Annotated in this window: 21 protein-coding genes; 12 read left to right on the top strand and 9 right to left on the bottom strand. The window is 70.2% G+C overall.

Features of this window, described 5'->3' with window-relative positions; genetic code table 11:
* Nucleotides 1-13: 13 nt before the first annotated feature.
* The 3 genes from CBF90_RS04865 to CBF90_RS04855 are packed head-to-tail and all read left to right on the top strand — an operon-like array spanning nucleotide 14 to nucleotide 2,921.
* Complete coding sequence (locus CBF90_RS04865) at nucleotides 14-508, top strand: FMN-binding protein (RefSeq protein WP_088380026.1); 495 nt, start codon at nucleotides 14-16, stop codon at nucleotides 506-508.
* Complete coding sequence (locus CBF90_RS04860) at nucleotides 505-1,377, top strand: FAD:protein FMN transferase (RefSeq protein ID WP_088380025.1); 873 nt, start codon at nucleotides 505-507, stop codon at nucleotides 1,375-1,377. The genes CBF90_RS04865 and CBF90_RS04860 overlap by 4 nt, the downstream gene beginning before the upstream one ends.
* On the top strand, nucleotides 1,374-2,921 hold the full coding sequence (locus CBF90_RS04855) for an FAD-dependent oxidoreductase (RefSeq protein WP_088380024.1): 1,548 nt from the start codon (nucleotides 1,374-1,376) through the stop codon (nucleotides 2,919-2,921). Before CBF90_RS04860 ends, CBF90_RS04855 begins: the two co-directional genes overlap by 4 nt.
* Before the next feature lie 107 nt (nucleotides 2,922-3,028).
* On the opposite strand, the gene CBF90_RS04850 is transcribed toward CBF90_RS04855, so the two are convergent.
* From CBF90_RS04850 to CBF90_RS04835, 4 genes are all read right to left on the bottom strand, one after another.
* On the bottom strand, nucleotides 3,029-4,417 hold the full coding sequence (locus tag CBF90_RS04850; protein WP_088380023.1) for an HNH endonuclease signature motif containing protein: 1,389 nt from the start codon (nucleotides 4,415-4,417) through the stop codon (nucleotides 3,029-3,031).
* 96 nt (nucleotides 4,418-4,513) lie between these two features.
* Nucleotides 4,514-4,933, bottom strand: a complete 420-nt coding sequence (locus tag CBF90_RS04845) for a hypothetical protein (RefSeq protein ID WP_088380022.1) — start codon at nucleotides 4,931-4,933, stop codon at nucleotides 4,514-4,516.
* A complete protein-coding gene (locus CBF90_RS04840) occupies nucleotides 4,930-6,492 on the bottom strand; it encodes a cell wall metabolism sensor histidine kinase WalK (protein WP_088380067.1) in 1,563 nt (520 codons plus the stop codon). Before CBF90_RS04840 ends, CBF90_RS04845 begins: the two co-directional genes overlap by 4 nt.
* A gap of 80 nt (nucleotides 6,493-6,572) precedes the next feature.
* The gene (locus CBF90_RS04835) at nucleotides 6,573-7,304 is read right to left on the bottom strand and encodes a response regulator transcription factor (protein ID WP_023950351.1); all 732 of its coding nucleotides are present in this window, start codon (nucleotides 7,302-7,304) and stop codon (nucleotides 6,573-6,575) included.
* Between the two features lie 88 nt (nucleotides 7,305-7,392).
* On the opposite strand from CBF90_RS04835, the gene CBF90_RS04830 reads away from it, so the two are divergent.
* A complete protein-coding gene (locus CBF90_RS04830; protein ID WP_088380066.1) occupies nucleotides 7,393-8,406 on the top strand; it encodes a magnesium and cobalt transport protein CorA in 1,014 nt (337 codons plus the stop codon).
* A gap of 78 nt (nucleotides 8,407-8,484) precedes the next feature.
* Here the strand turns inward: CBF90_RS04830 and gndA are convergent, their stop codons facing one another.
* The gene (gene gndA, locus CBF90_RS04825; RefSeq protein WP_064956472.1) at nucleotides 8,485-10,077 is read right to left on the bottom strand and encodes an NADP-dependent phosphogluconate dehydrogenase; all 1,593 of its coding nucleotides are present in this window, start codon (nucleotides 10,075-10,077) and stop codon (nucleotides 8,485-8,487) included.
* A gap of 68 nt (nucleotides 10,078-10,145) precedes the next feature.
* Entirely contained in the window at nucleotides 10,146-10,808 is a 663-nt protein-coding gene (gene eda / locus CBF90_RS04820; protein WP_088380021.1) for a bifunctional 4-hydroxy-2-oxoglutarate aldolase/2-dehydro-3-deoxy-phosphogluconate aldolase, read from the bottom strand.
* Nucleotides 10,809-10,904: 96 nt separating this feature from the next.
* Between eda and CBF90_RS04815 the strand changes: the two genes are divergently transcribed.
* Both CBF90_RS04815 and CBF90_RS04810 read left to right on the top strand, forming a co-directional pair.
* Complete coding sequence (locus CBF90_RS04815) at nucleotides 10,905-12,347, top strand: gluconokinase (protein ID WP_064956474.1); 1,443 nt, start codon at nucleotides 10,905-10,907, stop codon at nucleotides 12,345-12,347.
* Complete coding sequence (locus CBF90_RS04810; RefSeq protein WP_088380020.1) at nucleotides 12,344-13,312, top strand: phosphoglycerate dehydrogenase; 969 nt, start codon at nucleotides 12,344-12,346, stop codon at nucleotides 13,310-13,312. Before CBF90_RS04815 ends, CBF90_RS04810 begins: the two co-directional genes overlap by 4 nt.
* Here CBF90_RS04810 and CBF90_RS04805 read toward each other — a convergent pair.
* Nucleotides 13,287-13,982 (bottom strand): FadR/GntR family transcriptional regulator, encoded by a 696-nt coding sequence (locus tag CBF90_RS04805; protein WP_088380019.1) that lies wholly within the window; start codon nucleotides 13,980-13,982, stop codon nucleotides 13,287-13,289. The genes CBF90_RS04810 and CBF90_RS04805 overlap by 26 nt on opposite strands.
* A 163-nt stretch (nucleotides 13,983-14,145) precedes the next feature.
* On the opposite strand from CBF90_RS04805, the gene CBF90_RS04800 reads away from it, so the two are divergent.
* From CBF90_RS04800 to CBF90_RS04790, 3 genes are read left to right on the top strand one after another with little or no spacing between them, the layout of a single operon-like run.
* On the top strand, nucleotides 14,146-15,534 hold the full coding sequence (locus CBF90_RS04800; protein ID WP_088380018.1) for a GntP family permease: 1,389 nt from the start codon (nucleotides 14,146-14,148) through the stop codon (nucleotides 15,532-15,534).
* 27 nt (nucleotides 15,535-15,561) lie between these two features.
* On the top strand, nucleotides 15,562-16,329 hold the full coding sequence (locus CBF90_RS04795; RefSeq protein ID WP_023950366.1) for a glucose 1-dehydrogenase: 768 nt from the start codon (nucleotides 15,562-15,564) through the stop codon (nucleotides 16,327-16,329).
* A gap of 15 nt (nucleotides 16,330-16,344) precedes the next feature.
* Complete coding sequence (locus CBF90_RS04790; protein WP_088380017.1) at nucleotides 16,345-17,358, top strand: zinc-binding dehydrogenase; 1,014 nt, start codon at nucleotides 16,345-16,347, stop codon at nucleotides 17,356-17,358.
* Nucleotides 17,359-17,449: 91 nt separating this feature from the next.
* Here CBF90_RS04790 and CBF90_RS18875 read toward each other — a convergent pair whose 3' ends face one another.
* Entirely contained in the window at nucleotides 17,450-17,572 is a 123-nt protein-coding gene (locus CBF90_RS18875) for a hypothetical protein (RefSeq protein ID WP_023950368.1), read from the bottom strand.
* A 213-nt stretch (nucleotides 17,573-17,785) separates the two neighbouring features.
* On the opposite strand from CBF90_RS18875, the gene CBF90_RS04785 reads away from it, so the two are divergent.
* The 3 genes from CBF90_RS04785 to mfd all read left to right on the top strand — a co-directional run bounded on the left by CBF90_RS04785 (nucleotide 17,786) and on the right by mfd (nucleotide 22,726).
* A complete protein-coding gene (locus CBF90_RS04785; RefSeq protein ID WP_023950369.1) occupies nucleotides 17,786-18,424 on the top strand; it encodes a 50S ribosomal protein L25/general stress protein Ctc in 639 nt (212 codons plus the stop codon).
* A gap of 65 nt (nucleotides 18,425-18,489) precedes the next feature.
* A complete protein-coding gene (pth, locus tag CBF90_RS04780) occupies nucleotides 18,490-19,071 on the top strand; it encodes an aminoacyl-tRNA hydrolase (RefSeq protein ID WP_023950370.1) in 582 nt (193 codons plus the stop codon).
* A 58-nt stretch (nucleotides 19,072-19,129) separates the two neighbouring features.
* Nucleotides 19,130-22,726 carry a transcription-repair coupling factor gene (gene mfd / locus CBF90_RS04775; protein ID WP_172407786.1) on the top strand — a complete coding sequence of 1,199 codons (3,597 nt, stop codon included), beginning with the start codon at nucleotides 19,130-19,132 and terminating at the stop codon, nucleotides 22,724-22,726.
* 15 nt (nucleotides 22,727-22,741) lie between these two features.
* On the opposite strand, the gene CBF90_RS04770 is transcribed toward mfd, so the two are convergent.
* The gene (locus CBF90_RS04770; RefSeq protein WP_071919351.1) at nucleotides 22,742-24,133 is read right to left on the bottom strand and encodes a basic amino acid/polyamine antiporter; all 1,392 of its coding nucleotides are present in this window, start codon (nucleotides 24,131-24,133) and stop codon (nucleotides 22,742-22,744) included.
* Nucleotides 24,134-24,175: the final 42 nt, after the last annotated feature.

Raw genomic sequence — 24,175 nt, 5'->3', positions numbered from 1 at the left:
AGGAGGACCCATCATGATCCGCGCCACTGCCGTACCCCGTTCGCTCCGCGTGACCGCCGCCGCGGCGTCCGTCGCCGGCCTCGCGCTCCTCGCCGGCTGCGCGGGTCAAGCCGAAGGCGAGCAGCCCGCATCAGGCACGGCGCCCTCCGCCGACGCGACGACCGGAACCGGTTCGAGCAGCTCGAGCGGTTCGTCGGGGACGACCGGCGGCACTTACACCGACGGCACGTACACGGCCGAAGGGACCTATCAGACCCCCGAGGGCCCCGAGACGATCACCGTGACGCTCACGGTCGAATCCGATGCCGTGACCGCGGTCGAGGTCACCGGTGAGCCGACCCGTCGCGAGAGCAAGCAGTACCAGTCGCAGTTCATCGGCGGCATCTCGGATGCCGTCGTCGGCAAGAGCCTCGACGACGTGAAGGTCGACCGCGTGGCGGGCTCGTCGCTCACGAGCGGTGGTTTCAACGCGGCGGTCGAGGAGATCCGCACCGACGCGGCAGCATGATCGTCGCGACTGCCGGCTTCGGGCGGTGGGAGTTCGGCGCCATCGGAACCGCGTGGTGCGTCGACAGCGAGGTGCCGCTGCGTGACGGCGATCGGTCAGCGGTGATGTCGCTCGTGGAGTCGTTCGACCGGGACTGGTCGAGATTCCGCACGGACTCGACCGTGAGCCGGCTGGCGTCGGGCGGATCGGTCGCGGCGCCTCCCGACGCCGCGGCCATGCTGGCGCTGTACGGCGACCTGGCCGACGCCACGGACGGCGCGGTGAACCCGCTCGTCGGTGACGCACTCGCCCGGCGCGGTTACGACGGCTCGTACTCCCTCCGCGATCGCGGGGCGATGGCCGCGCCGGACCTGTGGCGCGATGTCGTCGAGCTGGCGGACGATCGACTCACGCTTCATAGCCCGGCGACGATCGATGTGGGCGCGGTGGGCAAGGGTCGCCTCGTCGATCTCGTGATGTCGGAGTTGCGGCGGCGCACGGCCGGCTGGCTCGTCGTCGATGCGAGCGGCGACCTCGCGATCGACGGGGTGCAGCAGCGTGTCGCGCTCGAGCACCCGTATGACGGGTCCCGGGCCGTCGGAGTCTGGACGCTTGACGCCGGGGCGCTGTGCGCCTCCGCGACCAACCGTCGAGCGTGGGGCGATGGTCTGCATCACGTTCTCGACGCGCGCACGGGCGAACCGGTTCGGGAGTACGCGGCGACGTGGGCGGTCGCTTCGGACGCCATGACGGCGGATGCCGTCGCCACAGCCCTCTTCTTCGACGGCGGCCCTCGCTTCGCGGAGCGCAGTGAGGCCTCGTGGGTGCGGATGCGCACCGACGGTTCCGTCGAATGGTCACCCCACTGCGAAGCGGAGTTGTTCGTATGACATCCCTGACGGCCCTTCGAAACCGAGCCGTCGGCGCGCTCGGACGCGTGTCGATGTACCGATTCGTCCTCATGGCCCTCTCCCTGCTCGCGGTCATCGCCTTCGTGCTGACCGTCGCCGGTCAGATCGCGGGCGATCCGCTGGCTCTCCCGGTGTCGCTCGTCGTCCTGGCCGCCGCGATCATCGTGGTGGATGCTGTAGCGCAGCGGCTGCTCGGCCGAACGTGGCGCATCGAATCGGCGGTCATCACCGCGCTCATCCTGCTGTTCGTGTTGCGTCCGACGCTCGATCCGGCGGGGATCGCGGGGCTCGCGGTCGCCGGGGTGGTCGCCTCCGCATCGAAGTACCTGCTGGCCTGGCGTGGGCGACACATCTTCAATCCCGCCGCGGCCGGAGCAACGGTGCTCACTGTGCTCAGCATCCCGTTCCCCGACCTGGGCGCGTCGGCTTGGTGGGTGGGGTCGCCCGTTCTCGCGGTGCCCGTCATCCTTCTCGGCGGTCTTGTGCTCGTGCGCACGGAGAAGGTGCGGGTGGTCGCGGTCTTCCTGGTCGTCGCGGTCGCTGTCGCGCTCGTGCGGACGTTCGTGCAGTACGCCCAGGTCTCGCTCCCCGTCGATGCGACCGTCATCGGGCAGGTGCTGTGGTCGTCGCCGTTCCTCTTCCTCGGTGCGTTCATGCTGTCTGAGCCGCTGACCCTTCCGCCGCGTCGGAAGCAGCAGTACGCGGTCGCTGCGCTGGTGGGCGCGCTGGCGGGCTGGCCGATCCTCATCGGTGACGTCAGTCTCGGACAGGAGCGCGCGCTGCTCATCGGCAACCTGCTCGCGTTCTTCTTCGCCTACCGCGCCGCGGTGCGCCTGACGTTCGTCGAACGCACAGCGCTGACCCCCTCCGTGCGGGAGCTGACGTTCCGCGCTCATCGCGGCTTCCGATTCCGTCCCGGACAGTACCTCGAGCTCGAGGTGCCGCACCGTCGCCCCGATGCGCGGGGGACGCGGCGCGAATTCTCGATCGTTTCGGCGCCCGCGGAGCTGCCGGAGGTGCGGATCGCCATCCGCGAGGGGTCGCAGTCGAGCTACAAGAAGGCGCTCGCGCTGGTCGAGCCCGGTCGCGATCTTCCCGTCACCGGCGTGTGGGGCGATTTCGTGCTCCCCGCACGGACCGATGCCAAGGTGTTGCTCGTCGCGGCCGGTATCGGGGTGACGCCCTTCGTCTCGCAGTTGCGCGAGATGCGTCTGGCGGGGGAGCGGCGAGATGTGGTCATGGTCTATGTGGCGTCGGACGCCGAGGAACTGGCCTTCCGCGACGACATCATCGCTGCGGGCATCCCGGTGATGGTGGTGACGCGGGATGAGCCGCGGAATCTTCCCGACCACTGGACGTGGACCGGCGGGGCGCGGCTGACCGCGGCATCCCTCGCCACGCTCGTGCCGGATCTCAGCGAACGGCACGCCTTCATCTCCGGGCCGCCTCGACTCATCGCCGACCTCGCTCCCGCCCTCTCGAGGGCGCGATCGCTCACCACCGACGCGTTCGCCGGGTATTAGTCTGGCGGTCGGCCTGGATCGGACGTGCGGCTGGGCGCTCGTCGATTCCGTCAGCACGGTTCGGTTTCCGTCCCTCTTCGCGGCCCGCATCCAGATCGCTCGATTCCTCAGAACGGTGTCGGTTCATCGGGCGGAGGTGGCCCGCCGGCTCCGTCCACCGGTGGCGGGTTCGCGGTTTCGCTGGTGAAGCAGACTGCCGGTATGGGGACGTCTTCGCGGTAGACCCGCCCGAGGGGTGAGGTCCATTCGAGGACCCCGCCGCCGACCTGCCGGACTTCCCACGTGGTGAATTGCTTCACGGAGTGGTGTCGTTGGCAGAGGTGGGCGAGGTTGAAGATGTGGGTGTGCCCACCCAGGGCGTGATCGATGGTGTGGTCGATCTCGCAGCGAGTCGCGGCCCTGCGGCATCCCGGGAACCGGCAGTGCTGATCCCGGGCCATCAGCAGTTTCTTCATCGATGCGGTGGGCCGGTAGGTGTCGATCTCGACCGGCGTCCGGGTGACGGGGTCGATGAAGAGCCGGTCCCACTCGCTGACCTGCCTGGCGAGCTGTCGCGCCGTGTCGGAGTCGATCAGCCCGGCGCCCACAGCTTCGGCGGGGTTCTCGTCACGCCCCGTCAGCGTCTCGGCGGTGACAGCGACCTGCACCCGGGCTCGGATCGCGCCGAGTCCACCGGCCCGGTCGGTGCCGTAGAACGGATCCACCACGGGCGCGCCTCCGAGGACGAGGTCGCCGAGGATGTCGGCCCGCAGCTGGTCCATCGTCCGGGTATCAGCCGCCTCGTCTGCGCTCGCGGCATCCGGCCCAGCAGCCGCCCCAGCGCCCACCCCCGCGCCCGCGACCCGGGCGTCCTTCACGGACTGTCCCATCTGCATGAGCCGGTCGAGCATCCCTACTGCGATCACGGTCGGGACTGTCGCGGTGACATCCGACATCCCGTCCGCGCCGTGTGAGACCCGCACGCACCGTCCTGCCGTGGCGTCGCGGTGCCGGTCGGTGAACGTGCGCTCGTGCAGCCTCTCAGCCAGGGCCCGCAGGGCCGGTTTCACCCGGGTCGCGATGTCACGCTCGCACACCGCGATCGCGGCGATCTCGAACTCGCCCCGCACCTCGTCGGGCAGCCCGGTTCCCGCTTTCACGACCACGTCGACGTGGTCGCGGGTGATCCGCCGCCCCTCCCACGCCGCGAACACGGCCGGGTACTCGTCGACGATCGTCAGCGCATGATCGATGTCGGCCTGCAGGCGCCGGTCGGTCCGCCGGGCCAGGCCCGCCGCTTCGGCCGCGACCGACCGCAGCTCCATGTCCGACGCCAGCCCCCGCACACCATCACGGTGCGCCTCACGCAACGCCGACCGGCCCAGCTCGGCCAGAGCCCGCACCGACGCGACCTCCGCGTCATGCACCACCGCGAGCGCCTCGCCGTACGCCGCGATCGCGGGACCGTGCGGCGAGACCACGCCGCCGTCCGGACCACCACCGCCGTTCGCTGCCATGTTCCCATTGTGGCAGCAGGGGCAGACGATGTATTAGAACAAAGCTTCTGTACGCGGGACCGACCAAGCATCGCCCCCCGGGAGGAACAGACGACCTCAGCCGTTTGCCCGACCGCGTCGGGCGATCTCAGAACGCTGGTGTTCGACGGCGCGTGCGATGTCGTCCACCGCGCGCCACAGCGCCGTCAATACATCCGTCGGTGACGGGTGGGCATCCCCACGGAGACGGCGCTTGAGGAGACCCTTCGCTTCAGCGCGTTCGATGTCGGCGGGAAGCTCGAAGGCGAGAACGTCGAAGTCGCGCTCCGCGTATCCATCGACGGTCGCGCGCACTCTTCCCAGCTGCGCATCGTCGCTCTCGAGGTGCAGGTGAGTGCGAAGCACGGGGTCGTACGGTGTCGCACCGACGTAGGTGATGTCGCCCGTCGCCCCGTCGACCCAGACATAGATCCATGAGCCGGACGGCTGCACGCGCCCGTGGCGCACCGCGACGACCCGCGGCTGGCGGAGCGTCATGTTGTGTCCTCGGCTCCGCCCGCGTGCTCAGGCGCGATCGGGCCCGGCCCGGCACCCGCCCCGGCGCCCGGCCCGGCACCCGACCCCGTCCCGGCATCCGACTCCGCGTCGGTCTCCGCGATCGTACCCGCCGATCCGGGATCGGCCGGTCGCGCCGTCAGCCGCAGCTCGAACGTGGTCGATCCGGGTTCGCTCTGCACCGTGAGCGAGCCGCCGTGCGCCGCGACGATGGCGCGGGCGATCGAGAGGCCGAGGCCCGTGCCACCCGTCTGCCGCGCTCGCGAGCTGTCGCCTCGCGAGAAGCGCTCGAAGATCTCGTCGACGACGGCGGGGTCGATCCCCGGGCCGTCATCGTGCACCGACAGGATCGCCGTTCCGTCGGCGACGCGCACCGCGGTGGTGACGGTCGTCCCGGCGGGAGTATGGACGCGGGCATTGGCCAAGAGGTTCGCGACCACCTGCGTGATGCGGGTCGCGTCCGCCGCGACGACGACCGGTTCGTCGCCGACGTCCAGCCGCCACTCGTGGTCCTGTCCCGCTGCGCGCGCATCGGCCACGGCGTCGATGGCGAGTGCGGTCAGGTCGACGGTTCCGTAGACCAGCTCCTGCCCTTCGTCGAGACGTGCGAGGAGCAGCAGGTCTTCGACGAGGCTCGTCATGCGCAGCGACTGCGCCTGAATGCGCTCGAGAGCGGCGGTCGTGGTCTCCTCGACTCCGGGCACGCCCTGGCGCATCGCTCGGAGCGAGAGCTCCGAGTACCCGCGGATCGAGGCGAGCGGGGTGCGCAGCTCGTGGCTCGCGTCCGCGACGAACGACCGCATGCGCTCCTCGTTGCGCTGTCGTGCGACGAGGGACTCATCGACGTGGTCGAGCAGCGTGTTGAGGGCAGCGCCGACGCGGCCGATCTCGTCGTGGTCGTCGGTCTCCTCCGCGGGAACCCGCTCGGTGATCGAGACGGCGCCCTGCGACAGGGGGAGCGATGCCACCCGGGTCGCGGTGTCGGCGACGACGCGCAGCGGCCGCAGCGAACGCTGGATGACGACCGCGATCGCTGCGCTGAGCAGCAGCAGGCCCCCGATCGTGACGATCGCGATCGTCGTGACGACGGTCGCCACGCTCTTGTCGACCTGGGCGAGCGGAAGGGCACCCAGCCCCGTGATGTCGCCCGCTTCGAATGAAACGACGCGGAACGCGCCGAGATCACCGATCTCGATCGTGGCGGGAAGGGCGCTGAGGTCTGTCGAGGCCAGATCGTTCACCTCGGCGGCGGTGAGGCTGCGCACTCCCTCCTCGCCGTCGAAGGTCGCGCCGGTGACCGGACCGCGCGGATCCTGCACGAGAAGCGTGTAGCCGTAGGGGAGTCCCGGTGTGCCCGCGATCGTCTCTTCCGCCGACCGCGCTCGCACGACGTAGCCGCTGCTGTCGAACAGCTTGAGGCTGCGGGTGAGCGACTCGGTGTTCGTGTCGACGGTGGAGACCAGAACGGTCCCGATGGTGGTGGCGAGTCCGACCGCGCTCGCGATCAGCGTCAACGCGACGACGCTGACCACCGTCAGCATGAGCCGCGTCTGCAACGTCCAGCGCTTGCGGGGCTGCCTATCGGTGCGCCCGCGCGCGCCGGCGCCATGCGGGGAGGGCGTCACTGCGGAGCTTTGATCATGTAGCCCACACCCCGGACGGTGTGGATGAGCGGCTCGCGACCGGCGTCGATCTTCTTGCGCAGGTACGAGATGTACAGCTCGACGACCGAGGAGCGGCCGCCGAAGTCGTAGTTCCAGACGCGATCGAGGATCTGCGCCTTCGACACCACGCGCCGCTGGTTGCGCATGAGGTAGCGCAGGAGCTCGAACTCGGTGGCGGTGAGCTCGATGCTCGTCCCGGCGCGCTCGATCTCGTGCGAGTCCTCGTTGAGCGTCAGGTCGCCGACGCGCAGCACGGGGTCGGCGCCGCCGGCGGTCGCGGTTCCGGCGCGCCGCATGAGGCCCCGCAGCCGCGCGACGACCTCCTCGAGGCTGAAGGGCTTCGTGACGTAGTCGTCGCCGCCCGCCGTAAGCCCCGCGACGCGGTCGCCCACGGAATCCTTCGCGGTGAGGAACAGCACGGGAACATCGTCACCCGACTGGCGGAGGCGCTGCAGCACCGACATCCCGTCGAGGTCGGGCATCATGATGTCGAGCACCATCGCGTCGGGTTCGAACTCCCGCGCCATCGCGAGGGCCTCGAAACCGGATGCCGCCGAGCGGACCTCCCACCCTTCCATCTTGAGCGCCATCGAGAGCAGATCGGTGAGCATCTGCTCGTCGTCGACGACGAGGACGCGCAGCGGAGAGCCGTCGGGACGCTGCAGGGTGGCGGGTGCTGGGGTGGTCATGATGCCATTGTGAGGCGTTCTCTATGGAGAAGCTATGGGCGACGCTATGTCTGAGCTGTGAGCATCCGAGGTGGCATACGGTGACCTCATGACGAACGTTGAGACCGTGGTCTACGTCGACGGTGCGGTGGCGGGTGACGGTCTCCCGCCGGGAGAAGCGGCCGCGCTCGCACGAGAGCGGGGCGGGTTCGCGTGGATCGCGCTGATCGACGTCGACGCCGCGCAGATCGAGAGCCGCGCGGACGAACTCGGCCTGCCCCCGATCGCCGTCAAGGAAGCCCTCCGGCCGCACCAGCGGTCGATCTTCGAGCGCACCGGGGATCACGCGTTCGTGGTGCTGCAGCCCGCGCACTACGACGACGCGTCCGAGACGGTCCGGTGCGATGAGATCGACGTCTTCCTCGCACCTCACCTCATCGTGACCGTCACGCGGTCGGATCGCATCGACCTCAGCGAACTCCGCGGCCGTCTCGACGGCCACCGCGACCTGCTCCGCCGCGGCCCGGCATCCGTCATGTGGGTGCTCGCGGAACTCGTCACGACCGGGTACCGCGCGGTGCTCGACGGCGTCGAGAACGACATCGACGAGATCGAGGACCAGCTGTTCGGCGACGACCCCGGAGTGTCGCGGCGCATCTTCGACCTGCAGCGGGAGGTGATCGACCTCGCTCACGCCACGACGCCCCTGCCGGACGTCCTGACGCGGCTCGGGACGACCCTCACGGACGCCGCCGCGGGCGCTGAACCGGCCGGGTGGGACGATGTCCGGGGCCGTGCGCAGTACGTGGCCGAGCGCGTGCAGTCGATGCGCCACACGCTCGACGATGCGTTGACGATCCACGCGACGCTCGTCAATCAGCGGCTGGACGAGAAGATGGCCGACCTCACCGTCGTGCAGGTGCGCCAGAACGAACAGGTCAAGAAGATCTCGTCGTGGGCGGCGATCGGGTTCGCCCCGACGTTCGTCGCCAGCGTCTACGGCATGAACTTCAGATTCATGCCCGAGCTCGCACAGCCGTGGGGCTACCCGATGGCGCTCGGGCTGATGGTGCTCCTCAGCGCCGGCCTCTACGGGATCTTCAAGCGCAACGACTGGCTCTGACGTCCCCTCGTCGCGAACAGCGAAGGCCCCGCCGAGCGGAGATGCTCGGCGGGGCCTTCGTCGACCCAGGAGTCGGGGTCAGTGCGTGTCTTCGGCCTCGACCTCGGAGCGGTCGCCCGACCACAGCGTGTGGAAGGTGCCGTCCTTGTCGATGCGCTTGTAGGTGTGCGCACCGAAGAAGTCGCGCTGGCCCTGGATGAGGGCCGCGGGCAGGCGCTCCGCACGCAGGCCGTCGTAGTACGACAGCGACGAGCTGAAGGCGGGAGCGGGGATGCCGGCGCCGGCAGCGGCCTGCACGACGTGACGCCAGGCGTCCTGAGCGCGGCCGAGCGCCTCGACGAAGTACGGCGCGGTCAGGAGGACGGGCAGCTCGTCGCCCGTCGCGTACGCATCGGCGATGCGGTTGAGGAACTGCGCGCGGATGATGCAGCCACCGCGCCAGATCTTCGACACCGCACCGAGGTCGATGTTCCAGCCGTACTGCGCGGCACCGGCACGGATCTCGTCGAAGCCCTGCGAGTACGCGACGATCTTCGAGGCGTAGAGCGCGAGACGCACCTGCTCGATGAAGGCATCGGGGTCCTCGACGGTGAACGACGCGTCGTCGGGCCCGGGCAGCGAGCCCGAGACGTCGCGCTGCTCGCGGTGGCTCGAGAGCGAACGCGCGAACACGGCCTCCGCGATGCCCGAGACGGGAACACCGAGGTCGAGCGCCGTCTGCACGGTCCACGCACCGGTTCCCTTGGCGCCGGCCTGGTCGACGATCACGTCGACGAGCGGCTGGCCGGTGGCGGCATCCGTCTGGCGCAGCACCTCGGCGGTGATCTCGATCAGGTACGACTCGAGCTCGCCGCGGTTCCACTCGGCGAAGATGTCGGCGATCTCGGCGGGCGACTTGCCCGTGCCGCGGCGGATGAGGTCGTAGGCCTCGGCGATGAGCTGCATGTCGGCGTACTCGATGCCGTTGTGCACCATCTTCACGAAGTGGCCGGCGCCGTCGTGGCCGACGTGCGTCACGCATGGCTCGCCCTCGGCGACCGCAGCGATCGACTTCAGGATCGGGCCGAGCGTCACCCACGACTCGTCGGGGCCGCCGGGCATGAGGGACGGGCCCAGGAGGGCGCCCTCCTCGCCGCCGGAGACTCCCATGCCGACGAAGTTGAAGCCGGCCTCGCGGACAGCCTTCTCTCGGCGAATGGTGTCGGTGAACAGAGAGTTGCCGCCGTCGACGATGATGTCGCCCGGCTCGAACACCCGCATCAGCTCGTCGATGACGGCGTCGGTGGGGCGACCGGCCTTGACCATGATGATCGCGGTGCGCGGCTTCTGCAGGTTGGCCGCGAACTCCTCGTACGAGAAGGCGGGGATGAAGCCCGCCTCGGGGTGCGCCTCGATGAGCTCGTCGGTCTTCGACCGCGACCGGTTGAACACGGCGACGGTGTTGCCCTCGCGGCTGGCGAGGTTACGGGCGAGGTTCGAGCCCATGACGGCGAGTCCGACCACGCCGATGTTGGCGGCGCCGGAACCGGCCTCCGCGGGAGCAGCGCTCTCGTCGGGGGTCGGGCGGTCGACCTCCTCGGGACGCGGAGCGCCCTCGTGAGCAGTGGCCGCTTCGTGCGGCGCCTGATCCTGATCGGTCGAGGGTCCTGTCGGTGAGGGGGTCGACGCCATGCGTAGCTCCAGGTTCGCGTGCGGGTGGAATGGCAGGGACTGCGAGAGAGCCCGGCTCTCTCGCCACTTTATCCGTTCGGCAGACCGGCCGGAGCGGCTTGCGACGAGGCCGCGACGCGTGCGACGGCGTCGGATGTCGCCCGCACGATGGGCGCCGCGTCACGTGCCTCGACGGCGTCGCGCGGCAGCATCCACGAACCGCCGACGGCCATCACCCGGGGGTGGGCGAGGTAGGAGTCGAGGTTCGTGGCGTCGATGCCCCCGGTGGGCACGAAGCGCACGTCGCCGAAGGGGGCCGCGAGGGCGCGGAGGGCGGGGAGGCCGCCGGAGGTCTCGGCGGGGAAGAACTTCACGGTCGTGATGCCGGCGGCCAGCGCCGCCATGATCTCCGAGGCGCTGATGGCTCCGGGGGTGAGGGGAACCCCGCGCTCCGCGGCGCGATCGGCGACCGCCGGGTGGAAGCCTGGGGAGACGAGGAAGCGCGCTCCCGCGTCGACGGCGGTATCGACCTGCGCGGGCGACACGATCGTGCCGGCACCGACGAGGATGTCACCCCGTGCCGCGATCGCCGCGATCGCGTCGGGTGCTGCGGCGGTGCGGAAGGTGATCTCGGCCACCGCGAGCCCGCCTTCGGCGAGGGCATCGACGATGAAGGAACCCTCGGCGACGGAATCGGCCACGACGACCGGAACGAGTCGGTACCGGGCGATCTGATCGAGAACAGCGGCCATGATGTTTCTCCTCGGGGTGTTCATCTTCGACCGAATGATCATATCATTGGGTCTCGGCGACGCTGCTGCCCGCCGGACACCCGACGATGGGCCCTCATGAAGATCCTCGCTCTCGAAGCCAGCACCACCTCGGCGAAGACCATGCTCTTCGACACGGACACCGGCGCGGTCGCCGTCCGCAGCCGGAGGTTCGAAGTCGACGGACCCGATTCCGCGGTCCGGGACGCCGATGCGATCTACATCCAGCTCATGGCCCTCGGTCGCGAGGCCGCGGCCGGCCAGCGGATCGACCTCATCGTCCTGAGCGGCACGTGGCACGGCCTGACCCTCCGCTCCGACGACCTCTCGGCAGTGACCCCGGTGATGGAGTGGCCCTACACCGGGGCGCAGGATCTCAGCGCCGCGTTGCGCGCGGACGACGACTTCACGTGGTGGTTCTACGAACGCACCGGTTGCATGGTCAACGCCATCTACCCCGTGTTCAAGCTCCAGCACCTCCGCTCGCAGGGGCTCGACATCGACGGACTCCTCGCCCTCGACCAGGCGAGCCTCATCTTCGCCCGGATGACGGGTGAGGTCTGGACGAACGATTCCCTGGCCTCCGGCAGCGGGCTGCTCTCGGCCACCGATGCCACATGGGACCGCGAGGTCATCGACCGGTTCGACCTCGGCCGGGTGCGGCTGCCCGAGCTGCACGAGACGACGGCGACAGCGCCGCTGTCGGCCGAGGCGGCGGTGCTCCTGGGGCTCGCGGCGGGCACCCCGGTGCTGACACCCGGTCCGGACGGGGGTCTCAACCAGGTCGGCGACCTCGCGACCGAACCGGGGGAGATGACCTTCTCGATGGGGACGAGCGGCGCGCTCCGGGTCGCCTCGCGCCACCCGGCGTTCTCACCCACCCTCAGCACCTGGTCGTACCGCTCGCCCCTCGGAGCGCTCAGCGGCGCCGCCACCTCGGGATGCGGCAACTGCGTCGACTGGGCGCGCGATCGCCTCTTCGGCGCGTCGACGGACTACCTCGACATCGAGCCGTCGCTGTCGACCGACCGTGTCGACCTCCCGGTCTTCCTGCCTTTCCTGTTCGGCGAGCGGAGCCCCGGCTGGCAGGACCAGCGTCGCGGCGGCTTCGTCGATCTCGCGCCGGCGCACTCGCGTGTGGACATGTACCAGTCGGTGCTCGAGGGCATCGTCTATTCGCTCTACCACTGCTACAAGGAGCTCACGGCGCTCGGCGGCACTCCACGACGGATCATCCTCTCGGGCGGCGTCCTCTCCTCGCCGTTCTGGACGCAGCTGACCGCCGACGTCTTCGGGGTCGAGATGCAGGTCTCGGCGCAGCAGCACACCTCGATCGTCGGTGCGGTGCGGATGGGGATGCTCGCGAGCGGGCTCGACCTGCGGCATCCGGCCTTCGACGACGTGGAGGTGCGCACGATCGCACCCCGGACGGAGTACCGCGACCGCTACGACGAGGGCTTCGCCCGCTACCTCGACCAGTATCAGCGGACGGTGCCCGGGTCGCAGGGAGCGGCGCGATGAAGGTCCTCGTGACGCCGACCTCGCTGTGTCGTGATCCGCAGGGCGCGTCGCTCCGCAGGCTCCGCGACGCGGTCGGCGAGGTCGTCCTCAATCCCCACGGACGCCCGCTCACCGCGGCCGAGCTCGTCCCGCTCGTCGCTGACGTCGACGGCATCATCGCCGGCCTCGACGAATACGACGAGGCCGTCCTCGCCGCCGCGCCCCGGTTGCGCGTCCTCGCGCGGTACGGCGTGGGCGTGGACCGGGTGGACCTGGATGCCGCGGCGGCGCGGGGGGTCATCGTGACGCGAACCCCCGGTGCCAATGCGATCGCCGTCGCCGAGCTCGCGATCGGTCTCGTGCTCGCCGCGGCGCGGGGCATCCCCCGGCTCGACGAAGCGGTGCGAGCGGGGGAGTGGCCGCGCCTCGAGGGCAAGGAGCTCACGGGCGGCACCGCGGGGGTCGTCGGGTTCGGGGCGATCGGCCGCCTGGTCGCCGAGCGTGCGCGGGGTCTCGGGATGACGGCGATCGCCTACGACCCGATGCTGCCCGACGAGGCGTTCGCGCAGGCCGGGGTCGAGCGGGTCGAGATCGACGAGCTGTGCCGCCGCAGCGACGTCGTCAGCCTCCACGTCCCGCTGCTTCCCGAGACCCGTCATCTGCTCGACGAGCGCCGGCTGGGGCTGCTGCCGCCGGGAGCGATCGTCATCAACACCGCTCGCGGCGGCCTGCTCGACGAGGCCGCGGCGCGCCGTGCGCTCGACGAGGGGCGCCTTCATGGCGTCGCGGTCGATGTCTACGAGACCGAGCCGCCCTCCAGCTCGCCGCTCGTCGGGCATCCGGGCGTGGTGGCGACACCGCATGCGGGAGGCCACACCGGCGGCGCCGTGCAGCGGATGACGGATCAGTCGATCGATGCGCTCGTCACGGCGCTCCGCGGCGGCCGGCCCGACGGGCTGGTCACACCAGCGCCCGCACCTCGCTGAGCACGGCGTCGACGTAGCCGCGGGTGTGGCGCTCGGCTCCTTCGGCATCGCCGCGCGCGATCGCCGCGGCCGTCTGCACGTGGTTGTCCAGGGCCTCTTCGTAGGGGACCGCGGGCGTGAGACCCACATCGGAACGCCCCGCGATGACGGCGGCGATCGCGGCCTTGTTCGCGGCGAGCATGAGGTTGCCGCTCATGTCGAGGATGAGGTCGTGGAACTGGATATCGACCTCGAGGTACTCCGGCGAGGCGCCGCGCCCGCTGTGGCCGAGCTCTTCGAGGCGTGCCGCGAGCCGCAGCAGCTCGGACCGCTGGACGTCGGTGCCGCGCTGCGCGGCCAGGCGCGCCGCGATCGGCTCGACCGCCGAGCGCAGCTCGTTGACCACGACGATCTGATGATCGCGCCGGGGAGAGGCGAGCTGCCAGCCGATGAGGCGGGTGTCGAGCGCGCTCCACTCGCTCGTCGGCGTCACGGTCAGGCCGACCCGGCGGCGGGACGAGAGCATGCCCATGGCCTCGAGGACCCGGACCGCTTCGCGCACGACCGTCCGGGAAACGCCGAACTCGGCTTCGAGATCGGCGAGGGTGCACACCGATCCCGGTGCGAGCTCACCCGATGCGATACGCAGCCCGAGAGCGTCGAGCACGGATCCGTGGGATGCCTGCGCCATGACGCCTCCGAAAAATACGATCAGTGGTTGTAAAAGATACGATCATTGTGCGAGGATCGCTCTGCTCCGCTGCCGTGGCACGGGGCAGCTCGAATACTAACGCGGGACGATCCGCGGGGCTCGGCCCCCGGTCGTCCGCTTCCCGACATCAACGGAGATACCGATGGAAGACTGGACCCAGACCCTGGGTGCCGGACCGCTGCTGCTCATCGCAGTCGGCGCGATCGCCCTGATCCTGTTCCTGATCATCGTCTGCAAGGTGCACGCCTTCCTGACGCTGATCATCGTGTCGCTGCTCACCGCGTTCGTCGCGCAGGTGCCGGTCTCAGCGATCGCGAAGACCCTGACCGACGGCTTCGGCGGAACACTCGCCGGCGTCGCGCTCCTCGTCGCCCTCGGTGCGATGCTCGGCAGGCTCATCGAGCACTCCGGCGGCGCCAAGGCGCTCGCCGACAAGTTCGTCGAGGTCTTCGGCGAGAAGCGAGCGCCCTTCGCGCTCGGCATCGCCTCGCTCATCCTCGGCTTCCCGATGTTCTTCGACGCGGGCCTGGTGATGATGCTCCCGATCATCTTCGCGATCGCCCGCCGCGTCTCGAAGGCGAACGTCCTGCTCTTCGGCATCCCCGCCGCCGCGGCGTTCTCCGTCATGCACGTCTTCCTGCCGCCGCACCCCGGCCCCGTCACGGCGACCGAGGCGTACGGAGCCAACCTCGGTCTCGTCCTGCTCCTCGGCCTCGTCATCGTCTTCCCCGTCTGGTACGTCTCCGGTTACCTCTGGGGCAAGTTCATCGCCGCACGCATCCCGCTGCCGGTGCCCGTGCTCTTCGGAGAGAAGGACGACGACCAGCCGGCGAACCCGCCGCGTCCGCGCACCGTGATCCTCCTGCTGCTCCTGCCGATGCTCCTCATCTTCATGAACACGGGGCTCACGACCCTCGCCTCTGCCGGTGCCGTGTCGACGGACGACCTGTGGGTCCAGGTCCTGGTGCTCCTCGGCAACTCCTTCGTGGCGCTGCTCATCACCGTCCTGGTCGCGACGTTCGTCCTCGGCACGCGTCGGGGCGAGAACGGCACGGCACTCGAGAAGGTCGTCGACTCGGCCCTCGGCCCGGTGTCGTCCGTCATCCTCATCACCGGCGCCGGTGGCATGTTCGGTGGCGTGCTGCGCGCCTCGGGCATCGGTGACGCGCTCGCCGACACGCTGTCCGACCTCGGGCTCCCGGTCATCGTCGCGGCATACGTCATCGCGGTGATCATCCGTCTCGCGCAGGGCTCGGCCACCGTCGCCCTCGTGACCGCCGCAGGCCTCGCGGCTCCCGCAGTGGCCGCGGGCGACTTCAACCCGCTCCAGGTGGCCGCGATCGTCCTGGCCACCGCGGCCGGCTCCGTGTTCGCCGGACACGTCAACGATTCCGGCTTCTGGCTCGTGGGGCGCCTCATGGGCATGGACGTCAAGACGACGCTCAAGACCTGGACCGTGCAGCAGACGATCGAGTCGGTCCTGGCGTTCGTGCTCGTGCTCGGCGTCTTCGGCCTCGCGTCGCTGATCTGATCCGCCCTCTTGACGACAGGAGATCCGATGTCTTCTCTGTTCGATGTGACCGGCCGCGTCGCCCTCGTGACGGGCTCGTCGCGCGGGCTCGGGCGATCCCTCGCGCTCGCCCTCGCCCGGGAGGGCGCACGTGTCGTCGTCCACGGCCGTGATGCCGAGGCGGTCGAGCGCACGCGGCGGGAGGTCGCTGAAGCCGGTTCGCCGGAACCGGTGGCGGCGGTCTTCGACGTCACGGATGCCGCTGCCGTCGAGGCGGGGGTCGCGGCGATCATCGCCGAGGTCGGAGTGCCCGACATCCTCGTGAACAACGCGGGGATCCAGCGGCGCGCGCCGTTCACGGAGTTCCCCGTGGCCGACTGGGACGAGATCGTCGCGGCGAACCTCAACGGCGTCTTCTACGTCGCACGGTTCGTCGCCCCCGGCATGGTGGAGCGCGGATCGGGCAAGATCGTCAACATCGCCTCGGTGCAGTCGGCGCTCGCGCGCCAGACGATCGCGCCCTACTCCGCGACCAAGGGCGCTGTGGCGCAGCTGACGAAGGGGATGGCGGCCGACCTCGCCCGGCACAACGTGCAGGTCAACGCACTGTCGCCCGGGTACTTCGCGACGGAGATGAACCGGGCGCTCGTCGACGACGCCGACTTCAGCGCGTGGCTCGCGCAGCGCACGCCGGCGCAGCGGTGGGGCGACTTCAGCGAGCTCGACGGAGCCCTGCTCTTCCTCTGCTCGGACGCCTCGAGCTTCGTGTCGGGACAGAACATCTTCGTCGACGGCGGCATGACCGCCGTCGTCTGACCCGGAAGGACGGTCATGCGCGCAGCACACATCCACGGCAAGCAGCACATCGAGATCTCGGAGGTCGCCGAGCCCGAACCCCGTGACGGGGAGGTGCGGATCCGCGTCGACTACGTGGGCATCTGCGGGTCGGACCTGCACTACTACTACGAGGGCGCGAACGGGGCGTTCGTCGTGCGGGAGCCTCTCATCCCCGGGCACGAGCTGAGCGGCCGCATCGATCTCGACCCCACGGGGCAGTGGCAGCCCGGCACGCCGGTGACGCTTCACCCCGCCACCTTCGGGCGGAAGGTCGAGGCGATCGCCGACGACCCGCACCTCTGGCCCGGCGGAGCATATCTGGGCAGCGCCTCGACGACTCCGCACACCCAGGGCGCCCTCGCCGAGCTCATCGTCGCCGATCGGTCCATGGTGCGACCCCTCCCGCCGACGCTGCCGGTCCGTCGCGCCGTGCTGGCCGAGCCGCTCGCCGTCGCCCTGCACGGGCTGAGCAAAGCAGGCGACGTCGCGGGTGCACGGGTCCTCGTGACCGGTGCCGGGCCGATCGGACTGCTCGCAGTGGCAGCGGCGACCGCCGCCGGGGCGGCGGAGGTGCACGCCACCGACGTGCTGGCCGGACCCCTCGACCGTGCGAGCCGACTCGGCGCGACCCGAACGTTCGACGTCACTACGGAGCAGCCTCCCGCTGACGCCTATGACATCGTGCTGGAGTGCTCGGGTGTCGCGGTCTCGGTGTCTGCGGCGCTGCGCGCGGCGCGGCCGGCCGGGCGCGTCGTGCAGGTGGGAATGGTCCCGAACGAGCCGCGACCGATCAACCTGGCGCCCTTCATCTCCAAGGAAGTCGTCTACGTCGGCACCTTCCGTTTCAAGGACGAGATCGACGAGGCGGTCCGGCTCCTCGACGAGCGCCCCGAGATCGAGCAGGTCATCACCCACGTCGTCGACGCCGATGGCATCGTCGAGGCGTTCGCGACGGCCAAGGACTCGGAGGCCTCCGGCAAGGTCGTCGTCGCGGTCTGGCCCGCCTGAGCTCGACGCGAAAGCGCGAGGCGCGGCCCCTCACCGGGTGGCGCGCCTCGCGCTTCGTCGATCGGGGCGTCGCGTCGACGCCCGGGTCTGGTCAGCCCTTGCGGTAGCCCTGTCGTCCCATCGCGAACAGCGCGAGGCTGACCGAGACGATGGAGCCGAGCGTCATCGCACCGATGACCCACAAAAGCACGTGTGAGAACCAGCCGTAATCCATTTTTCCTCCGGGCGTAGACGACGTCTCAACCACCCTACCCAGCGCTGGTAGAGTGGGGGTGTACTTCGGCGAGGGATGCCGCGTGCCCGCTGTGCGGGAACCGGGATCCGTGATCGACGAGGGTGTGTGCAGGACGTTTCCTCTCCACGCGCTCGCGTTCGCGTCGAACCCGCATACCGCTGAGCCGGGCCTCGGGCCCACAAGGAGAAACGCATGTCCACGGAGACCGACACCAAGGTCGTTGCAGAGACGCGCACCAACTTCGGCAAGGGCTTCGCCCGCCGTCTGCGTGCCGCCGGTCAGATCCCCGCCGTCATCTACGGCCACGGCACCGACCCCGTCCACGTCGCCCTGCCGGGCCACCAGATGCTGCTGCTCGTCCGCCGCGCCAACGCCGTCATCGAGCTGTCGATCGACGGCAAGGAGCAGCTGGTGCTCGTCAAGGACGTCCAGCGCGACCCCGTGCGCCAGATCATCGAGCACATCGACCTCCTCGTCGTGAAGAAGGGCGAGAAGGTCCAGGTCGACGTTCCCGTCGTCGTCACCGGCGAGCCGTTCTCGGGCACCATCGCGACGCAGGACGCGTCGTCGATCACGCTCGAGGTCGAGGCGACCCACATCCCGACCAACGTCGAGGTCGACGTCGAGGGCCTCGAGGACGGCGCCCGCATCACGGCCGCCGACCTGACGCTGCCTCGCGGCGCCGCTCTGATCACCGACCCCGAGACGCTCGTCGTCGCCGTGTCGGTCCCCGCATCGACGCTGGCCGCCGCCGACGAGATCGAGGCCGCCGACGAGGCGACCGCCGCCGAGCAGGCCGACGAGGCCGAGGGCGACGAGAAGTCCGAGTAAGACTCATCCACGCGGAGCCCGTTCTCACCTCGTGAGGACGGGCTCCGTCGTTCGAAAGGCGCGCCATGGCGGACACCTGGCTCATCATCGGTCTCGGCAACCCCGGGCCGCGTTACGAGGCGACTCGGCACAACATCGGCCAGATGGTCATCGACGAACTTGCGAGCCGGCGCGGTGAGACCCTGCGATCGCACAAGGCCAACGCCTGGGCAGCCGAGTCGTGGCTGCGCCCCGGAGCCGCCAAGATGGTGCTCGCCAAGCCGAAGACGTTCATGAACGTCTCGGGTGGCCCGGCCGCCGCGCTGGCCTCCTTCTACGGCGTCGACCCCGGCCGCGTCATCGTGGTCCACGACGAGCTCGACATTCCCTTCGACACCATCAAGCTCAAGACGGGTGGCGGCCACGGTGGACACAACGGCGTCCGTGACATCGCCAAAGCCCTCGGCACTCCCGACTTCGCCCGCGTCCGTGTCGGGATCGGACGTCCCCCGGGCGCGCAGGATCCGGCGGACTGGGTCCTCGACCCGTTCTCGTCGGCCGAACGGAAGACCCTCGGCATCCTCGTGTCGGATGCCGCTGACGCGGTCGAGACGGTCGTGGGCGAGGGGCTCCTCGCCGCGCAGCAGCGCTTCCACGCGCCGCGCTGAGCCCGCCGCGCAGTCCGACCCGGGCGCCCGTGTCGGCGGCCGGCGGTAGGCTTCTGTGGTGACAGTTCCCGGGATCGTGCGCGCCCTTTCGCAGGCTGACTCCTTCCGGGAGGCGGTGACATCCGGAGCCGTCGGCAGTCTCGACTACTCGCTGGTCGACGGGCTCGACGCCCCCCTCCTCGCGGCTCTGCTCGAGCAGCGCCGCCGCGACGGTCGACCCGCTGTCGTGCTCGCCGTCGCTCCCACCGGTCGCCGCGCCGAGACCCTCGGTGCCGCGCTGCAGTGCCTCGTCCCCGAGGCCGAGATCGTGCACTTCCCCGCCTGGGAGACCCTGCCGCACGAGCGGCTGAGCCCGAGCCCCGAGACCGTCGGACGCCGTCTCGCCGTGCTTCGCCGTGCGGCCGCGCACGACGGCAGCGCACCGCTGGTCATCACGGCCTCCGTCCGCGCGGCCCTGCAGCCGCTCGCGGCCGGTCTGACCGACGCCGACCCGGTGTCGCTGTCGGTCGGAGCGCGGGGGAGCGACCTCGAACAGGTGGTCCGGCGCCTCGTCGAACTCGCCTATCACCGGGTCGACATGGTCTCCCGTCGCGGCGAGTTCGCAGTTCGCGGCGGCATCCTCGATGTCTTTCCGGCCGCGGCCGACCACCCGCTGCGCATCGACTTCTTCGGCGACGAGGTCGATCAGATCCGCGCGTTCTCCATCGCCGACCAGCGATCACTGCCCGGCGAGGTCGGCGAGGCCGTGCTCCTGCCGGCGCGTGAGCTGCTGCTGACGCCGGCCGTCCGCGAGCGCGCTGCGGCGATGGCCCCGACCTTCCCGAGTCTGACGGGCATGCTCGAGAAGATGTCGCAGGGCATCCCCGTCGAGGGGATGGAGTCGCTGCTGCCCGCGCTCGCAGAGGGCATCGTGCCGCTCGTCGACTATCTGCCCCGCGGCTCGGCGATCGCTCTCGTCGACCCCGAGCGCTCGCGCACGCGGGCGCGCACCCTCGGTGAGACCAACCGCGAATTCCTCGAAGCGGCCTGGAGCGCGGCGACCGCCGGGGCTGACAGCCCCGTCGATCTCGGCGCTGGCGACTTCCTGACCCTCCCCGCTTTGCGCGACGCGATGCGCGAGCGCTCCGGGGTGTGGTGGACCCTCAGCGCCTTCGACTCGGGAGCAGCGGATGCCGCCGGCGAGGGGCTGACCGAGACCGGCGACGACCTGCGTGTCGACGGCAGCGCGGTGCCCTCGTTCCAGGGCAACGTCGACGGTGCCACCGCCCACATCGGCGACCTGCTGGCGCGCGGCTGGCGCGTCGTCGTCTGCGCCTCGGGTCCCGGGCTCGTCGACCGGGCCCGCGACGTGATGGCCGAGCGCGGGATCGCCGCCCGCACGAGCGATGGCGTCGCCGAGCTCTCCGACGAGGCCGTCGCGGTCTGCGTCGTGGCATCGCTCGAGCGCGGTTTCGAGTCGGCCGAGGCGAAGCTCGCCGTCCTCACCGAGAGCGAGTTCTACGGCCGCACGATCGGCAGCGACGGCCGAGTGGTGAAGAAGCTCGCGACGCGGCGACGCAACGTCGTCGACCCGTTGCAGCTGAAGCCCGGCGACGTCGTCGTGCACTCGACCCACGGCATCGGCAAGTTCGTCGAGCTCGTTCAGCGCGAGGTGTCGAGTGGCGGCCGCAACGCGGTGAAGACGCAGCGCGAGTACCTCGTGCTCGAGTACGCGCCCGCCAAACGCGGCTATCCCGGTGACAAGCTCTTCGTGCCGACCGATCAGCTCGACCAGCTCTCGCGCTACGTCGGCGGCGAGGCGCCGGTGCTGTCGAAGATGGGCGGCAGCGACTGGGCGGCCGCGAAGGGCAAGGCGCGCAAGGCCGTCCGTGACATCGCCGTCGAGCTCGTCAAGCTGTACTCGGCCCGCATGGCGTCGAAGGGTCACGCGTTCGGGCCCGACACCCCGTGGCAGCGCGAGCTCGAAGAGGCGTTCCCCTTCGCGGAGACGCCCGACCAGCTGCAGACGATCGACGAGATCAAGGCCGACATGGAGAAGCCGATCCCGATGGATCGCCTGCTCTCGGGCGACGTCGGTTTCGGCAAGACCGAGGTCGCCGTCCGCGCCGCGTTCAAGGCGATTCAGGAGGGGAAGCAGGTCGCGATGCTGGTCCCGACCACGCTTCTCGCGAAGCAGCATCTCGAGACGTTCACCGAGCGCTTCGCCGGATTCCCGGTGAAGGTGCGCCCCCTGTCGCGGTTCCAGACCGCGAAGCAGGCCCGCGAGACGGTCGACGGGCTCGCCGACGGCACCGTCGACATGGTCATCGGCACCCACCGCATCCTGACCGAGAAGGTCGCCTTCAAGGATCTCGGGCTCCTCATCATCGACGAGGAGCAGCGTTTCGGCGTCGAACACAAGGACTCACTGAAGAAGCTGAAGACCGGCGTCGACATCCTCGCGATGAGCGCGACGCCGATCCCGCGCACGCTCGAGATGGCGGTGACCGGCATCCGCGAGATGTCGACCCTGGCGACCCCGCCCGAGGAGCGGCATCCGATCCTCACCTACGTCGGACCGCGCAGTGACAAGCAGATCGCGGCCGCCATCCGGCGCGAGCTGCTGCGCGAGGGCCAGGTGTTCTTCGTGCACAACCGGGTGCAGTCGATCCAGCGGGTCGCGGCGCAGCTCGGTGAGCTGGTGCCCGAGGCGCGCATCGCCGTCGCGCACGGCCAGATGGGGGAGCACCAGCTCGAGCAGGTCGTGGACGACTTCTGGGAGCGGCGTGCCGACGTCCTCGTCTCGACGACGATCGTCGAGACGGGGCTCGACATCTCCAACGCGAACACCATCATCATCGACCGTGCCGACAAGTACGGGCTGAGCCAGCTGCACCAGCTGCGCGGCCGGGTCGGGCGCGCGCGCGAGCGCGCGTACGCGTACTTCCTCTACGACGAGAACAAGCCCCTCAGCGAGACGGCCGCCGACCGCCTCGAGACGATCGCCGTCAACAACGACCTCGGCTCGGGCATGCAGGTCGCGCTGAAGGACCTCGAGCTGCGCGGCGCGGGCAATCTGCTGGGCGCCGAGCAGGCCGGCCACATCGCCGGGGTCGGGTTCGACCTCTATCTGCGGATGATCGGCGAGGCCGTCTCGACGTTCCGGGGCGAGGAGGTCGACGGGCCGGCCGAGCTGCGGCTCGAGCTGCCCGTGGCCGCGCGCATTCCCGAGGACTACATCGACAGCGAGCGCCTGCGCCTCGAGGCGTATCAGAAGCTCTCGGCGGCGGCAGCCGTCAGCGCCAAGGACGATGCGATCGACCTCGTGGTCGAAGAGCTCACCGACCGGTACGGGCGCCCGCCGGCCGAGGTGGAGGGTCTGCTCGCGGTCGCCCGGCTGCGCCGCCGCGCAGCCCAGGCCGGGCTGACGGACGTCGTTGCGATGGGACCGAATCTTCGGGTCGCGCCGGCCCGGCTGCCCGAGTCGATGCGCATCCGGCTGCAGAGGCTGTACCCCAAGGCCAAACTGCTCGCCGGCGGCGAAGCCCTCGTGGTCCCGCTGCCGACCGCCGGCGGTGCCGCGCTCGGCGATGCCGACCTCATCGCGTGGACGGGTCAGCTGCTCGACCAGCTCTTCCCGGTCGCCACGACGGCAGCGTCGCCCGCCGCATCCTGAGGTTTGCGCGGCGGGTCAGATGCTGATCTGGCCCGTTGCCAGCAGCACGACGGCGCTCACCGCGCCCAGGACGGCGGCGGCGAACACCAGCCACTCCACTCTCGTGAAGACACGCGCACCCGCCTTCCTGCGCGCCACGGCGAACAGCGCGGTCCCGGGCACGATGATCAACAGCGACAGCAGAAGGTAGTGCGCGCCCGCCGCGATCAGGAGGAAGAGGGTGTAACCGGTCGCGATGACGGCGACGATCAGGTCGCGTGACCGTGCGCGGTCGCCCGGGCCGTACGTCTCGCCGGTGAGAGTGAGCTTGAGGGCGTAACCGGCCGAGAGGACGAAGGGGATCAGCACGAGCGCGCTCGTCAGATCGAGCGCCACCGAGAAGGCGTTCTCGGCGAACAGGACGACGACCAGCAGCACCTGCACGAGCGTCGTCGACAGCATGAGCGCACCCACCGGGGTGTCCTGGGCGTTGGTGCGCGAGAGGAACCGCGGCAAGTCTCCGGACCGCGAGGCCTCGAGCAGCACCTCGGCGGCCATGAGCGTCCACGAGAGGTACGCGCCGAGCACCGCCACGATGAGCGAGACACCGATGAACACCGCACCGGCCGGGCCCACGATCGTCTCCAGGACTCCGCCCAGCGACGGCTCGGGGAGCGAGGCGATCTGTTCGCGTGGCAGCACGCCGAACGAGACGATGGTCACCGAGGCGAAGACCGCGAGCACGCTGAGGAAGCCGAGGAGTGTCGCGCGCCCCACGTCACGGCGCGAGCGGGCGTGACGAGAGTTGACGCTCGCCCCCTCGAGGCCGATGAAGACGAAGACGGTGACGAGCATCGTGGCGCGGATCTGGTCCCACAGCGGCGCTCCCGACGGGCCCGCCCAGTTGGCGGCGAACACCGCGGGATCGAAGACCGTCGCGCAGAGCACGACGAACACCACGATCGGGAGCGTCTTGGCGATGCTGACGACGCGGTTCACCGCGGCCGCGGAGCGGACGCCCCGCCGGATGAGGATGAAGAACAGCCAGAGCCCCGCCGACGACACGGCGACGGCAGCGACGGTGTCGCCGGCTCCGAGCGCCGGGAACACCGCGCCCAGGGTCGAAGTGATGAACACCCAGTAGAAGACGTTGCCCGCGCACGCGCTGGCCCAATATCCGAACGCGGAGAAGTATCCGAGGTACCTCCCGAAACCGGCGCGTGCGTAGCTGTAGACGCCCGCGTCGAGGTCCGGCCTGCGGTTGGCGAGCAGCTGGAACGCGAAGGCGAGGGCGAGCATCCCGCCTCCCGCGACCGCCCACGCGACGAGCGTCCCGGCGACACCGGTCTCGGCGGCGAAGCCGGCGGGAAGGGAGAAGACCCCCGCGCCCACCATCGAGCCGATGACGAACGTCGAGAGGGTGAGCATCGACACGGTCGCGGGTCGGGTTCCCGGACGCGTGACACCAGA

The sequence above is a fragment of the Microbacterium sp. AISO3 genome (genome assembly GCF_002204305.1).
GTDB lineage: Bacteria > Actinomycetota > Actinomycetes > Actinomycetales > Microbacteriaceae > Microbacterium > Microbacterium arborescens.
Note: the sequence above shows the minus strand (reverse complement) of the source record. Positions and strands in the feature narration are given on the sequence as shown.